The sequence below is a fragment of the Carboxydocella sp. ULO1 genome (genome assembly GCF_002049255.1).
In the GTDB taxonomy this organism is placed as follows: Bacteria; Bacillota.
Map to the genome: position 1 here is coordinate 25,504 of NZ_BDLQ01000009.1, position 13,971 is coordinate 39,474.

At 52.9% G+C, this 13,971-nt stretch carries 15 protein-coding genes; all 15 read right to left on the reverse strand.

The features are described from left to right. Positions 1–9: 9 nt before the first annotated feature. The 15 genes from ULO1_RS02175 to ULO1_RS02245 all read right to left on the reverse strand — a co-directional run bounded on the left by ULO1_RS02175 (position 10) and on the right by ULO1_RS02245 (position 13,960). A complete protein-coding gene (locus ULO1_RS02175; RefSeq protein ID WP_242946680.1) occupies positions 10–1,092 on the reverse strand; it encodes a DUF3866 family protein in 1,083 nt (360 codons plus the stop codon). Positions 1,093–1,097: 5 nt separating this feature from the next. After that, entirely contained in the window at positions 1,098–2,219 is a 1,122-nt protein-coding gene (locus tag ULO1_RS02180) for a M20/M25/M40 family metallo-hydrolase (RefSeq protein WP_079907899.1), read from the reverse strand. 126 nt (positions 2,220–2,345) lie between these two features. Beyond that, positions 2,346–2,906 (reverse strand): 2-oxoacid:acceptor oxidoreductase family protein, encoded by a 561-nt coding sequence (locus tag ULO1_RS02185; protein ID WP_078665028.1) that lies wholly within the window; start codon positions 2,904–2,906, stop codon positions 2,346–2,348. Between the two features lies 1 nt (position 2,907). Continuing rightward, positions 2,908–3,654 (reverse strand): thiamine pyrophosphate-dependent enzyme, encoded by a 747-nt coding sequence (locus ULO1_RS02190; protein ID WP_079932921.1) that lies wholly within the window; start codon positions 3,652–3,654, stop codon positions 2,908–2,910. A gap of 8 nt (positions 3,655–3,662) precedes the next feature. After that, the gene (locus ULO1_RS02195; protein ID WP_078665027.1) at positions 3,663–4,727 is read right to left on the reverse strand and encodes a 3-methyl-2-oxobutanoate dehydrogenase subunit VorB; all 1,065 of its coding nucleotides are present in this window, start codon (positions 4,725–4,727) and stop codon (positions 3,663–3,665) included. Position 4,728: 1 nt separating this feature from the next. Then, positions 4,729–4,950: a 4Fe-4S dicluster domain-containing protein gene (locus tag ULO1_RS02200; protein WP_078665026.1), complete on the reverse strand. Its 222-nt coding sequence runs from the start codon at positions 4,948–4,950 to the stop codon at positions 4,729–4,731. A gap of 18 nt (positions 4,951–4,968) precedes the next feature. Beyond that, positions 4,969–5,688 (reverse strand): hypothetical protein, encoded by a 720-nt coding sequence (locus tag ULO1_RS02205; protein WP_078665025.1) that lies wholly within the window; start codon positions 5,686–5,688, stop codon positions 4,969–4,971. Continuing rightward, positions 5,688–6,497, reverse strand: a complete 810-nt coding sequence (locus ULO1_RS02210; protein ID WP_079907903.1) for a hypothetical protein — start codon at positions 6,495–6,497, stop codon at positions 5,688–5,690. Before ULO1_RS02210 ends, ULO1_RS02205 begins: the two co-directional genes overlap by 1 nt. An 11-nt stretch (positions 6,498–6,508) precedes the next feature. Further along, complete coding sequence (locus ULO1_RS02215) at positions 6,509–7,570, reverse strand: Glu/Leu/Phe/Val dehydrogenase (protein WP_078665071.1); 1,062 nt, start codon at positions 7,568–7,570, stop codon at positions 6,509–6,511. 12 nt (positions 7,571–7,582) lie between these two features. Further along, complete coding sequence (locus ULO1_RS02220) at positions 7,583–8,503, reverse strand: bifunctional enoyl-CoA hydratase/phosphate acetyltransferase (RefSeq protein ID WP_078665023.1); 921 nt, start codon at positions 8,501–8,503, stop codon at positions 7,583–7,585. After that, complete coding sequence (gene buk, locus ULO1_RS02225) at positions 8,500–9,591, reverse strand: butyrate kinase (RefSeq protein ID WP_159446813.1); 1,092 nt, start codon at positions 9,589–9,591, stop codon at positions 8,500–8,502. The genes ULO1_RS02220 and buk overlap by 4 nt, the downstream gene beginning before the upstream one ends. A 205-nt stretch (positions 9,592–9,796) precedes the next feature. Then, positions 9,797–11,518 carry a sigma-54-dependent Fis family transcriptional regulator gene (locus ULO1_RS02230; RefSeq protein WP_079932895.1) on the reverse strand — a complete coding sequence of 574 codons (1,722 nt, stop codon included), beginning with the start codon at positions 11,516–11,518 and terminating at the stop codon, positions 9,797–9,799. A gap of 33 nt (positions 11,519–11,551) precedes the next feature. After that, positions 11,552–12,379, reverse strand: coding sequence for a hypothetical protein (locus ULO1_RS02235; protein WP_079932896.1), 828 nt, complete (start codon positions 12,377–12,379; stop codon positions 11,552–11,554). Next, positions 12,379–13,068, reverse strand: a complete 690-nt coding sequence (locus ULO1_RS02240) for a glycosyltransferase family 2 protein (RefSeq protein WP_079932897.1) — start codon at positions 13,066–13,068, stop codon at positions 12,379–12,381. Before ULO1_RS02240 ends, ULO1_RS02235 begins: the two co-directional genes overlap by 1 nt. Further along, positions 13,016–13,960 carry a copper transporter gene (locus tag ULO1_RS02245; RefSeq protein WP_078665018.1) on the reverse strand — a complete coding sequence of 315 codons (945 nt, stop codon included), beginning with the start codon at positions 13,958–13,960 and terminating at the stop codon, positions 13,016–13,018. Before ULO1_RS02245 ends, ULO1_RS02240 begins: the two co-directional genes overlap by 53 nt. Positions 13,961–13,971: the final 11 nt, after the last annotated feature.

A 13,971-nucleotide genomic window follows, 5' to 3' on the forward strand; every position in this document is an offset into this window, starting at 1 on the left:
GTCTCCAAATTACCAGACAATCTGCCGGGCAGCCAGCCGCCCGGCAGCCGCTGCGGCGGCGAAAAATTCCCTGTCTTCCGCCGGCGAGCGGCCCATGGTAGTAACTTGTAGCTGATATTCCTCTACCATGGCCTTGACCAGGTCATCAGCCTCCAGTTCATACAATCGATGTTTGGTCAGAATCCCTGCCCCGGTTAGCTGGCGCCTGACCAGGTGGGCTTTGGCTGGCTCCAGCCGGGGTAATGCCAGCTGACAGGGGGCCAGGGCCACTTCGGCCAGGGCAGTCAGGGTGTGATGGCTTACCCCCTGATGCCTGGGACGAGGGTCGGCAAAACTGAGGCGGGGAACGGCGATAGCCTTGCCCCCCATGGTATGGACGGCATTGATAGCCTGTCCCTGCTCCACCCCGGTATATCCCCACTTGCTGCCAGTGCCCACAATTCCTGGCCCCATGGCGATGACAATTACATCCGCCCGGGCAGCAACTTTAGCAACTGCCAGCGCAGAATAAAGGTTAACTGCTTCCAGGTCTCCGCCAAATGCGTGGCCGCAGGTAACAGTAGCAGAAATTAGCCCCTTTTCCTTCAGTTCCCGAACCAGCCGGGAAAAGGCAAGGGGCAGAGCTGCCCCATCAGTCATTACATATACCACCCGCAACCGATGACGGCATTCCCGCTGAATACCTACACATACTGCCGGCAACTGGCTATGCAGGGTGGCACAAACCACCGGCGTCTTTTTTAGACCGGTAAAGTTTTTCAATTCTTGATGCCAGGGGCTGGCCTCCTCTTCCGCAGCCAGCACCTTTAACTGCATAGGGGTATAGCGCAGTTTCATGATATGACCCTGGCCCTGCAGTTCTTCCCGGGGGCAGGAGAAATTGGCCATGACATAGTGAAAACCTCCCGTGCCCAGGCCCAGCTCTACTGCAGTGGTGTTGAGCAAAACCCGGTCCCCTGGTTGACAGGGCCCGGTCAAGGGGGGATAATTGACCGCCCGGGCTTTCTCCCCTCCCATTTCCACTTCCAGTTCCTGATAATCTCCTAAATCCCGCTTTACCGTCAGGACTATCCCTTCTTTTCTGGCAATCACGCCCTCTACCTCCAGTCATGGGCAGTTTTAACGATAGCCAGTACTACCTCCGTCAGTTTAACCAGATCGCTGATAGCCATTTTTTCTTCTACTGAATGTACATTTTGCATGCCAATCCCCAGGTTGGCCGTCGGCAAGCCCAGTCCAATGAAGATATTGGCATCACTGCCACCCCCGGTACTGTCCAGACTGGGCGTAAGACCACAGGCCTGGATAGCCTGGCGGGCAATCTGAACTACCGGTTCCTCTGGTTTCAGGTTTATCTCAGGATAGAGATCTTCTACAGTCAGCTGTACATAGGCGCCAAACTCCTGGGCTGTCTGTTCCAGAATGGTGGTCATTTGCTTGGTCTGGGCATGCAGTTTACGCGGATCCAGAGAACGGGCTTCCCCTTTCAGGTTAACCATATCGGGGATAATATTGGTAGCCTTACCCCCTTCGATTACCCCAATATTGGCTGTGGTCTCGGCATCAATGCGGCCCAGGGGCATGCGGTCAATGGCCCGGGCTGCCACTTGAATGGCACTGATACCTTTTTCCGGCTCCACCCCGGCATGGGCGGCCTTACCGCGAATAGTAGCCTCAATTTTGGTTTGGGCCGGCCCCCTGACCACAATGGAGCCCACCGGTCCACCAGCATCGAGAACAAACCCAGCTATACTCTGCAATTGCTGGCGATGCAACTGTTTGGCCCCCAGCAAGCCACATTCTTCTGCTACTGTGATTACCAGTTCAATCTCCCCATGGGGCAGGTTGTTTTCCTTAATTATACGGATGGCTTCCAGAATGGCCGCCAGTCCAGCTTTGTCATCCCCACCCAGGATGGTATCACCCGCACTTCGGATGATATCTCCTTCGATTAAAGGCCTGATACCCCGGCCTGGTTCCACTGTATCCAGGTGGGCACTGAAAAAAATGGGCATGCCCTGCCCATCCCCGGGAAGCCGGGCAATCAAGTTACCGGCAGTGCCATTAATAGCTTTACCTGCCTCATCTTCTTCCACTGTCAAGCCCAGTTCAATCAGGCGAGCTTTATACCAATCCGCCATGGCCCGCTCCTGGCGGGAAGGGGAATCGATTTGCACCATTGTCAAAAATTCGTGTACCAAGCGTGAAGTATTTACCATGAAACTACCTCCGTCCTTTCCAAATAATAGTTGCCATAGTAGTGCCTCCGGCTTTTTTATCTATTTTATCATAAGCGGGAAGAAAAGAAAAAAGGCCCAGCAGGCCTAAATTAAAATTGAAAAGATTTAACTAACAGCGGTTTGCAGCTGCTGGCTCACATAAGTGGCCCCGCGCTCCAAAGCCTGCATGTTAAGCGGAATTAACTTGTGCCGGTACTCGGGCAGCACCTTTTTCAGGGCCTCTTCCAGGGACTTGAAACTGACCATACTGGTTAATGCCACCAGCGCACCCAGAATGACCATACCTGCTACCCGGGGATTGCCCAGCTCTTCAGCGATTTCATTGGCAGGAATATAGAAAGCTTTAATATCAGTTCGTTTTACCTGGCGGTCCACAAGGGAGCTGTTGACCAGAATCAACCCACCTGGCTTGACCGCTGGTTCAAACTTATCCAGGGAGGGGATATTCATAATAATGGCAGCGGTAGGGTTAAAAACTACCGGCGAACTGATGGGACGGTCACTGACAGTCACACCGCAGTTGGCTGTTCCTCCCCGCATTTCCGGACCGTAGGAAGGAATCCAGGCCACATGTTTACCTTCAAACATCCCGGCATAGGTCAGAAGCTGGCCCATGGACATAATTCCCTGGCCCCCGAAGCCGGCCATGATAATTTCATGTAACATCCTATTTCACCTCCGCCGGGGTTTTAAATTCCCCCAAGGGATAATAGGGAATCATCTTTTCTTCCAACCATTTGGTTGCTTCAATGGGAGTCATACCCCAGTTGGTAGGACAGGTGGACAGCACTTCTACCAGTGTAAAGCCTTTCCCGGCCATCTGGGTTTCAAAGGCTTTGCGAATAGCTTTTTTAGCCTGCATAATATATCTGGGATTGATCACTGTTGCCCGGGCAATATAGGCTGCGCCATCTAAGGTTGAAAGCATTTCCGCTACCCGGACCGGGAATCCCTGGGTTTCAGTGTTACGACCAAAAGGTGAGGTGGTAGTCTCCATACCCGGTAGAGTAGTAGGGGCCATTTGGCCTCCAGTCATGCCATAGATTGCATTATTAACGAAAATTACAGTAATCTTTTCCCCCCGGGCAGCAGCATGAACGATTTCCCCGGTTCCAATCGCAGCCAGGTCGCCATCCCCTTGATAGGTAAACACCGCTGCATCAGGATGAACCCGTTTGATGCCAGTAGCCACAGCAGGAGCCCGGCCGTGGGCAGCCTGAAACATATCACAGTTAAAGTACTCATAGGCAAAAACAGAACAACCTACCGGGGCCACACCAATAGCCCGGTCCAGCAAATTCATCTCTTCCAGCACTTCCGCCACCAGACGGTGAATAACCCCATGGGTACAGCCAGGGCAATAATGGAAGGGCTTTTCCGTTAACCCCCTGGTTCTGGTAAAAACTTTTTTCATTTCTGCCATCAGAGAGCCCCTCCTTCCGCCAGGCCCTTAATACCAGCCACAATCTCATCCAGCATTGGCAGAATACCGCCCATTCGACCGTAGAAATATACCGGTTTTTTCCCGTTAACCGCCAGCTTGACATCTTCTACCATCTGGCCGGCACTCATCTCTACGGACAGAAAAGCTTTAGCCTGTTCAGCCCGACGATTGATGATCTCAGCAGGGAAAGGCCAGAGGGTAATCGGTCTGATCAGTCCAGCCTTGATGCCTTCTTCCCTGACCAGGTCCACCGCACCCTTGCAAATCCGGGCTGAGGTGCCATAGGCTACCAGGATAATCTCTGCGTCATCCGTGCAGTATTCTTCATAGCGAACTTCCCTGGCCGCGATTTCCGCATACTTCTTCTGCAAATGCCGGTTGAATTCCTCATTGTCCTTATCCACGATATGCAGGGAGTTAATGATATTGTTGCTGGCGCGTCCCCGCTTGCCCGTTGCTGCCCAGGGCTTTTCCGGCAGCCGGGGCTGGTAATTATCATCTATTTCTACCGGTTCCATCATCTGGCCCAGCACTCCATCACCCAGTACCATCACCGGGTTACGATACTGGTCAGCCAGGTCGAAAGCCAGAATAACCAGATCCACGATCTCCTGCACAGAGGAAGGCGCCAGGACGATCATGCGGCCATCACCATGGCCAGGCGCTTTGGTAGCCTGGAAATAGTCGGCCTGGGAAGGCTGGATATTGCCCAGTCCCGGTCCGCCCCGCATGATATTGACAATCACCGCTGGAACCTCAGCACCGATCAAGTAGGAAATTCCCTCTTGTTTCAAACTGATACCAGGACTGGATGATGAAGTCATGACTCTGGCCCCGGCACCCCCAGCCCCAAAAACCATGTTGATGGCAGCCACTTCACTTTCGGCCTGCAAAAAAACTCCGCCCACTTCCGGCAGCCTTTTGACCATGTAGTGGGGCAACTCGCTCTGGGGAGTAATGGGATAGCCGAAAAAATATTTGCATCCGGCCAGGACAGCCGCTTCCCCGATCGCTTCGTTGCCTTTCATCAGCAGTTTGGCCATCTTACTCCCCCTCCTTGCTTTCCTTTTCTACTTCTATAACTACATCCGGACACATGCGGGCACACATAGCACATCCGATGCACTTTTCCATCTCCTTAACGGTGGCCGGATGAAAGCCCATGGCATTAAAATGCTCCGCCAGGGTGATAATTTGCTGGGGACAAACGTGCAAACACAGTTCACAGCCTTTGCAGCGTTCTTCCCTGAATGTTACTCTGGGCATTGCTTCTTACCTCCTCACTTACCTGTTACCGGGCTTAAACATAGTGCGGGGATCAGTGTTGAAAGTCTGCTGGTCCCGTTGCCAGGGTGTTAGCATGAAACGTTCCAGGGTAAGGAAATTGCGGCCCGGCAAAAGTTCACTGACTTCTGGCAGTAACCCTGGTAATACCCCTACCCAGGCCAGAGGTATACCGGCCTGTATCGCCGCCTCCTCCACCAGGAGGGTACCTTCAAAGACCTGCTGGACTGTAGTAGCTTCCCCTAAATTGGGATTAGCGACAAAATGGGTAATCTTCAGCCTGGCAGCCCTTTCAATCTCCTCTTTTACCTTCAGGATTTCGGCGGGCTTTCTGGTAAAGGGACGGAAGGTGTTAACCACCAGGTACAGCTGATAGCTGCTGGCCTCAATCTGTGCGGCAAAACGGCCCAGAGCCGTAGCCCCCACCTCATCACCGCCTACATCCCAAATCACTGGCAGTTGTGGTTGGCTCAGGACCCCGTAAATAGCCGGTGTGAGAGCCGGTAAATCAGCCAGAGCCAGCTTGCCTTCTGATACGATCACATCAATTCCGTCCTCTGCCAGTTTTTCCTTCAGTTCCCGCGAACGGAAGTAGAGATTGACAATATCCAGATCCACCAGAGCCACCCGTCGTTCTGCTTGTTTTCTGGCATAAGCGAAATTAACCGCCATTTCGGTTTTACCACTGCCATAATAGCCAACAAAAACATAGTTTTTCACTAAAATTCCTCCCCGGCAGGCAACACCCTGACCAGTAGCTGTCGAGCTTGAGCCCAGTTCTGAATGGGCTCAAGTACTTGCTGATCCAGCAGAAGTTCCCCGGCCAGCACCAGCCGTCTGGCCTGCCCCTGGCTCAATGTCCATAAACTGCCCAGCCCTTTTAAACTCTGATATACCACCGTGCTGGCCAGCTCAGGGGGCAATTTTTCTCCGGGCTGCCATTCCCTCCCCAGATAGGCGGCTATTCCTCCCTTACTCCGCACCAGTTCTTGCGCTTTCGCTCCGGATAGCTTTTGCTGACAGAGCCATTCCAGCCAGGCCAGGGTCGGCAGTTGTCCAGTGGATAATGGTCCCAGCGGCCCCTCTCCTTCCCAATAGCTTAACACATCTACCAGCTTTTTGCCAACCCCCAGAGAGACAAAGGGATACTGTCCCAGATAGAGATAAAGCCAGGGCTCATCCGCAGCCGGTATCTGTTTTTGCCAGAGGGCCAGGGGAAACAGGGGCTGGCGTCTTACGGAAGCATGCCCGCTCAGTTCCAGTTCTGCTGGTAACTGAATCGTCCCCAGCAGATACTGCATCTCTACCGGTACCCCTGTTTCCAGTAAAATCTCCGGTATATTCTGTTCAGTGTCAGTAGCCAGCAGGATGATGCGCTGAGGCGGATAAGTGCTAAGCAAGGACCCGTGCAGCCGTGCCCTTGCTTCAGCTCTGGACAGCCAGAGATCTCCCACCTGTTTTCGTTCTGCTCTGACGATTATTCTCTGCCAGTCCCGTCGTTCTTGCCAGTACCACAGGTAGGTGTTCACAGATATCCTCCTCACTTGCGCAAAAAGTTATTGCGCACCTGCCCGATTGTCCGGATCCGTTCCTCAGCCATGACTTCTGCTGCTTTATAGGTGGGAATATTGTCCCGTTTAGCAATGGCAAATACCCGCAAGATATTATCATAAATACCTGCGATTTTCTGGATTGCCCGTTCCCGATTGTATCCTTCCAGCTCATCAGCCACATTGATCAAACCGCCGGCGTTGATGACAAAGTCAGGGGCATAGAGTATGCCTTTTGCTTCCAGCTCATCCCCGTGCCGTTCTTCCTTCAGGACATTGTTGGCAGCACCGGCGATAATCTGGAATTTGAACTGGGGCAGAGTCTCATCATTTACTACTGCCCCTAACGCACAGGGGGCAAATATCTCCGCTTCCACGCCATAGATGGCTTCCGGTTCTACTGCCCGGGCACCAAATTCCTGCACCACTTTTTCAACCCGTTCGGGGAAGATATCGGTTACAACCAGTTTGGCTCCTTCATCAGCAAGATACTTACACAGGTAATAACCTACGTGGCCCAGGCCCTGAACAGCTACAGTCATACCGGAGAGGGAGTCAGTGCCAAATTTTTCTTTGGCCGCTGCTTTCATCCCTTTCCAGACACCAAAAGCGGTCATGGGAGACGGGTCACCCGAACCACTGGCTACCCCGGTTACCCAGCGGGTTTCCATGCGTACATATTCCATATCCTGTACCGAAGTGCCTACATCCTCAGCGGTAATATAGCGGCCATTGAGGCTTTCCACATAGCGACCAAAAGCCCGGAACAGCGCCTCACTCTTATCTTTTCTGGGGTCACCGATAATAACCGTTTTGCCTCCGCCCAGGTTGAGGCCGGCAGCAGCTGCCTTATAGGTCATACCCCGGGACAGCCGCAGGGCATCAAGGATGGCATCATCTTCACTGGCATAAGTCCACATCCGGGTACCACCCAGAGCCGGGCCCAGGGTAGTATCATGGATGGCAATAATAGCTTTCAGCCCTGAAGCCTTGTCGTAACAGAGAACGACTTGTTCATAATCATATTTTTTCATGTACTCAAATACTTCCAGACTCATTTCTCCTTACCTCCTTTGATTTTGCCAGGCCAGCACCTGGGCGAGAGCAATGGAATAGAACTTGGCATAGTGGCTATCCGCCCGGGATGTGAGAATAATAGGAGCACTGGCCCCTGTGATGGTTCCAGCTGTCTTAACACCACCAAAAGCTACCGCTGTCTTGTACAACACATTTCCCACTTCCAGATTGGGTACCAGCAGGATGTGAGCATCCCCCTGAATTTCCCCTTTCACCCCCTTGTGTAGAGCCGCTTCTCTGGAAAGAGCCACATCTAAGGCCAGTGGCCCATCCACTATGGCATGAGGAATTTGTCCTCTTTCACCCATTTTGGCCAGTACAGCCGCATCCAGGGTAGCAGGCATATCGGGATTAACCAGTTCCAGCCCGGCTATTACTGCCACTTTGGGCTGCTGGTAGCCCAGCGCCCTGGCTACCCCGACGGCATTATTGATCATCTCAACCTTCTGCTGTAAATTGGGATTGATCACCATGCCCCCATCAGTCATGAAGGTGATGCGGTCAGGTCCTGGTCCCTCCAGCAAGGCCACATGACTCAGCACCTTGCTTTTGCGTAGCCCGGTATCCTTGTCCAGAATTTGTTTCATAATTACAGCACTATGAACCAGACCTTTCATCAGCATATCCGCCTGTCCGGTTTTTACTGCCACCACTGCCATCTGGCTGGCTTTGACAGGATCCCTTTCATGGATAACTTCAATCTCAGCCCTGTTCAGGTCCAGCCCTGCTTTGACAGCAGCCTTCTTGATTTCCTCCTCATCCCCAAATAGGCGGGCGGTAATCAGGTTTTCTTCGATGGCTTCCCTGACGGCTGCCAGTACTTCACAGTCCTGAGCCACCGCTACCGCCAGGCGCTGGGAGGGATAACTGCGGGCAGTTTCCACCAGCTGGTCAAAATTGGTAATCACTCACCGCTCACTCCTTCAGGATAAATTCGCACAGATTCTTCCCCGGCCAGGACACGAAAAACCCCCTCAGCCAGGGCTGGCAGTTCCTCTTCTCCCTGGTAGACAGTTATCGGCGCCAGCCAGTTTAAAGCTGAAGTCAATTGCTCCATTAACCAGTGGGAAAAAGCCATGCCTCCGGTAAACAGCAAAAACCGCGGTAATGTATCTAAAATGGCGGCCATCGCCCCGATTTCCTTAATCAGTTGCTTTACCATGGCCTGTAAAGCCAGGCGGGCTTTCTCATCTCCTGCCTCTGCCCGCTTTTCCGCTTCCACCAAACTGTTGGTTTCCAGGTAGGAAACCAGTCCTCCACCCCCGACTAGCCTTTTGGCCAGGGGTGGATAGTGATAGTCCGTCTCTTCCGGCCAGTAAGCCAGTGCCGCTGAAGGCAGGGCCCCGGCCCGTTCCGGACTCATGGGTCCGCCCTGGTTGGCATTGCTGACATCAATGATTCTACCCTGCCTTACAGCCGCTACGGTGATGCCCCCACCCAGGTGAACAGCTACCCCGGTTAACTCCCGCGGGGAACAGGATTGTTCCTTTTGCCAGCGCAACAGGGCCCGTCGGATATTAAGGGCATGTAAATGGGAAAAACGCCTGATTTCCGGCAATCCAGTTCTCCGAGCTTCCGGAATCATTTCATCTACAGAAACAGGATCGACTATATATGCTTCCACCCCATAACGGTCAGCCAGCATTCTGGCCAGTATCCCGCCCAGATTGGAGGGATGCTGGCCTCCCCAGCCCTGTCTTAAATCTGCAAGCATGGCCTCATTGACCAGATAAGTGCCACTGTGCAAGGGGCGCAGTAACCCACCGCGTCCAACCACACCTACCAGTTTTCCGCCTCCCAGACCTTTCTCCGCCAGCAGACGCTCCAGGTCGGAAAGACGAAGGGGAAGCTGTTCCACAACATTTTCTCTATATGCTAGTTCAGCCACCGAATAGCGCAAGGTTTCCTGCCAGATCACTGTACCGTCTTCTGCAATAACCGCCACTTTTGTTGAAGTTGAACCCGGGTTAATCGCCAGTACTACCTGTTTTGCCATCATACTTCCCCCTTCAGCTATTAGTTTTAGCAAAAGCCATGCCAAAAAAGTGTTGTCTGAAAATTTTAGTTTTATGCTGTATAACTCCCGTTTTGACCGGATTGGACTTATACCCACAAGCACAAATTCGGCCAGGTCTTTTCTTTTGCAAAAAAAATCCTGCAATAAATTGCAGGATTTCTGGTCATCTGCATTTTTTTGCAGGTTAACGCAAGCCATAACGATCCATTTTATAGTAAAGGCTGCGCACAGCGATATTCAGTTTGCGGGCAGCCAGGGTTTTGTTGCCACCGCATTGGGCCAGCACATCACAGATTACCTGTCTTTCCACCCTGGCCAGAATTTCATTCAGGGTTTCTCCCTGCCAGCCACTATCCGGTAGCCGGTGTTCTCCCTCAACCTGAGGGCGAACCAGGCCCAGGGGCGGCAAATGCCGGACGGCAATTACCGTATCTCCCGGGCGCATATTGATAATGGCCCGGCCGATCACATTTTCCAGTTCCCGGACATTTCCCGGCCAATCGTAGTTTTCCAGCACTTTCAGGGCTTCCGGTTCGATCCGTTCCACCTGCCGTCCAAATTCCCGGTTGAACTTACCGATCAGAAAACGGACCAGCAGGGGTAAATCCTGTTTCCGCCTCCGCAGCGGGGGAATGAAAATGGGAAAAACATTAAGCCGGTAATAAAGGTCCTCCCGGAAACTGCCTTCCCGGATTTTTTCCTCCAGATTGGCATTGGTGGCAGCGATTACCCGGACATCCACAGGAACAGCCTTGGTGCCCCCGACCCGCCGCACTTCCTTTTCCTGCAAGACCCTGAGCAGTTTGGCCTGTAAGGTCAAGGAAATCTCCCCGATTTCATCCAGGAAAATGGTGCCCCCGTTGGCTTCCTCAAACAGCCCCCGTTTTCCGCCTTTTACCGCTCCGGTAAAGGCCCCTTCCTCATATCCGAAAAGCTCGCTTTCCAGCAAGGTATCAGTAAGGGAGGCGCAATTGACCCGGATAAACTTCTGGCTGCTGCGGGTACTGGCATTATGAATGGCATGGGCAAACAACTCCTTGCCTGTGCCGCTTTCCCCCCTGAGCAAAACGGTAGCAGGAGTAGCTGCCGCCCTTTCCGCCTGTTCCACAGCCAGTTTCAGTTCCTCACTCTGACCGATAATATCATCAAAGGTATATTTGGCTTCGAGATGGCGAATCAGACGGCGGGCATGCTCCAGTTCTTCTGTCAGTTTTTTGATTTCAGATAAATCGTGAATAACCCCAACACTGCCTTTTAATTCATTATTGACGATAATCGGGGCCACATTCACCATAACTTCCTTCTTGTTGGGTCCAATTTTCATGCGCACGCCCCGTACCGGCTGCCGGGTGCGCAGCACTTTATAATGCATGCTTTCCCCTTCCACAATATCCACTGTGGCCGGTTTATACAGGACATCCGCCTCTGTCAAACCGGTCAAACGGGTGTAAGCCGGGTTGATCAGAATTTGCATGCCGTTCTCATCCACTACCGAAATCGCATCATTGGTGGCATTGATAATGGCTTCCAGCATAGTCTTGATTTGCCGTACATTGGTCAACTCTTCTGCCAGAGCTTCAAAATCCCCCACATCGCGGAAAACCGCCACCGCCCCCACTACCCGTCCCTCTTCATCTTTCACAGGGACCCGGTTGGTTATGATGGTGGTTTTACCAAGATGCTGCTGTTGATTGAGCTCCGGCACGCCTGTCTCCAGCACAATATGCAGTCTGGTATTGGGAATAGCTTCCTGGGCTTTGCGGCCAATTACCTCTTCCCGCTTCAGTCCGGTCAAACGCTCTGCCGCTGCATTGAAGAGGGTAACAGCTCCCTCCCTGTTTACAGCGATCATGCCATCATGGGTGGAATCCAGGATCACTGCCAGTTCCCTGCTGCTAATTTCCATATCGCCCAGTCCTCCCTCTCTTGCTGCCTCCCGTTACTCCCGGCCCCATCTATCTATATAATCCAACCAGGGCGTGCGGGCAATAAGCTCAGTCAAAGAATATTTTTCCGTCAAAAAATGAAAGCCGATCAGAAAGAGAAGCCAGCCCAGCTGTCCCCAGGCAGGCAAGGCCCAGAGGGCTGATAATCCCAGAATCCCCCCGAGTGGATTGGCTCCTGTATCCCCCAGCATACAGCGGGCTTTTAAATCAGCAGGCAGATAGGCAACCAGCATGCCGGCCGTTACCAGCCAAAAGCCCGCCGCCGCTGCCAGACCGGAAAGCAAAACCAGTAAACCGCCAAAAAGCAAAAAACCCTTGCCCGCCCGGCCTGGTCGCAAATCCAGCAGATTGATAGCGTTGATAGAAAGGGCTACCATCAGGCCGGCCAGCACTGTTTGAATCCACCCAATCCCGGTTCGGGGCTGGAATTCCAGCCAGGCCAGTACCAGACCCAGCCAGCCTCCCATGACTGCTTTTAAAGCTCCTGTTGTCATCCTGCCCCTGAACAGACTGCCCAGATGACCTTTTAACCCACTTACCCGGCGGGACCCCAGCACATCATCCAGCATACCCAGCAAGGTAAGAAAGGTTACCGCCAGAAGTAGTTGCAGGCCATGGTCCCGCTGCTCAGGAACCAGCCAAACTACCCCTGGCAATAGTATCAGCCAGACCAGAGGCAGAAAAACCCCAACCCCCAGCGGAATTTGTTCACCGCGAAAATTGGGACGCAAAAAACCCGCTTGCTGCCAGATGGCAAACAGGGACGGCAGGATCAACCTGGTCAGACCTGCACCAGCAAGAGCCAGTATCCACCAAACCATTATTTATACCTCCTGTGCAAATAGCAGAGGGTGCGCGCTACGTGATAGAACTGCCGCCCCCGATGCCAAAAACCGGCCAAATCACGACCGGTCTCATCATGGGTCATGGCGCATTCTACCTCCAGAATGGGCAGTCCCGCCCGGGCTACCGCCACCGTCAAAGCTACCTCCACACCATAACCTTCAGCGAAACCGCCTGCCGTCGCCATCGCCTTCCGGGTTAGCCCGCGCTGTCCGGATAATGGGGCCTGGGGCAGGTAGCCACTTAAACGCTGGATCCCCCAGCGGGCCAGGCCTTTGACCAGCCCAAAGCCCCCTTTTTTGCTGGCCCTGGGAAAACGGGCAATGGTCATCTCCGCCCGTCCCTCCAGTAAAGGAGTCAGCAATTTAACCCCTTCAGCCGCTGTTTCCCCCAGATCGCCATCAAGTAGCAAAAGCAAATCTTCCCGGAATTCTTTCAATCCGCGGTTAAGAGCTCCTCCTTTTCCCAGATTGCGGGATAGGCGAATCACCTCTGCTCCAGCCACCTCGGCCAGTTCAGCTGTGCGATCAGTAGAAGCATCATCCACCACCACTACCCGGGTCACTCCCGGAATGGTCAAAGCGCTTTTAACCGTAGCAGCTATCTTTTTTTCCTCATTGTGGGCTGGTACTAACACCAGCACCTGGTACCGATCCTGGCAAGACAATCCTTTTAACCTCCCTGTTCAAATCCGGCAACAGCCGGCCGGCAGTTGCCTTGATACCATAATCCCCGGGCCGTCCTTCCATGGCTGCTACCAGTGCTACCTGGCCCATGGGAGTATCGATATTATCAATAGTGGAAATCTTATAACGCTGATAATTTTTCATGTAGGAAACTGCCACCCTGGAATATTCGGTTCCGAAAATTTCGATCCCTTTTTGCTGCAGGGCTTCAATCAGGGGCAAATCAATATTCTCTACCCGGAACTGAGCGGTCTGGGGTTGCTGACTGCCTCCGATAATAATCACCCCTTGCAGCGGCTGCCCGTAGGCTCCTGTAATTTTAAGCAGTTTCTTATCGGTCAGAAACTTGATGACCGCCAGATTATCTCCAACTACCAGACCCCGGGTTACCTGCCAGGTCATTTCCTTAACTATGGCCGCCTGGCTGTTGGGGTCTACTCCCAGAAAAGCCGCTACTTCCTTTTGTAATTGCGGATCAGCCAGCACGAAATCCCGGCTTAGCACCGAAGTGCTGGTTACCACCGCCCCTGCCTTTTTCAAAATATCCAGCAAGTCATCATTAAAGCCATAATCACCGGTATCGATTATGGCCACCCGGTAGCCAGTCAGGCGATTTTTAATCAAAACCGGCAGAACCTCTTTAACAAATTCCTCTTGTTGTGCCGATTCCTTTTGCTCTTTGGCCAGTTTTTCCATGGCCTCCTTGTTTTCACCCCGCAGTTTTTCCAGATCAGCCGCCAGGCGATCGGTCAATACCTTTTGTTGCTGGATCAGGGTATTATCCGTTTCCATGGCAGAGCCAATCAGAATCCCTATCCCCAGGGCCAAAAAGACAGCTACCAGGGAAACTATATGGTAGCGCAAATCAAACATTGCCTTAAGAC

What these genes read in the sequence shown, in the direction of transcription:
- ULO1_RS02185 (WP_078665028.1), bottom strand. Translation starts at nt 2,906, where the DNA reads ATGTTACATGAAATTATCATGGCCGGCTTCGGGGGCCAGGGAATTATG.
- ULO1_RS02230 (WP_079932895.1), bottom strand. Translation starts at nt 11,518, where the DNA reads ATGGAAATTAGCAGCAGGGAACTGGCAGTGATCCTGGATTCCACCCAT.
- buk (WP_159446813.1), bottom strand. Translation starts at nt 9,591, where the DNA reads ATGGCAAAACAGGTAGTACTGGCGATTAACCCGGGTTCAACTTCAACA.
- ULO1_RS02200 (WP_078665026.1), bottom strand. Translation starts at nt 4,950, where the DNA reads ATGCCCAGAGTAACATTCAGGGAAGAACGCTGCAAAGGCTGTGAACTG.
- ULO1_RS02190 (WP_079932921.1), bottom strand. Translation starts at nt 3,654, where the DNA reads ATGAAAAAAGTTTTTACCAGAACCAGGGGGTTAACGGAAAAGCCCTTC.
- ULO1_RS02195 (WP_078665027.1), bottom strand. Translation starts at nt 4,727, where the DNA reads ATGGCCAAACTGCTGATGAAAGGCAACGAAGCGATCGGGGAAGCGGCT.
- ULO1_RS02245 (WP_078665018.1), bottom strand. Translation starts at nt 13,960, where the DNA reads ATGTTTGATTTGCGCTACCATATAGTTTCCCTGGTAGCTGTCTTTTTG.
- ULO1_RS02180 (WP_079907899.1), bottom strand. Translation starts at nt 2,219, where the DNA reads ATGGTAAATACTTCACGCTTGGTACACGAATTTTTGACAATGGTGCAA.
- ULO1_RS02235 (WP_079932896.1), bottom strand. Translation starts at nt 12,379, where the DNA reads ATGGTTTGGTGGATACTGGCTCTTGCTGGTGCAGGTCTGACCAGGTTG.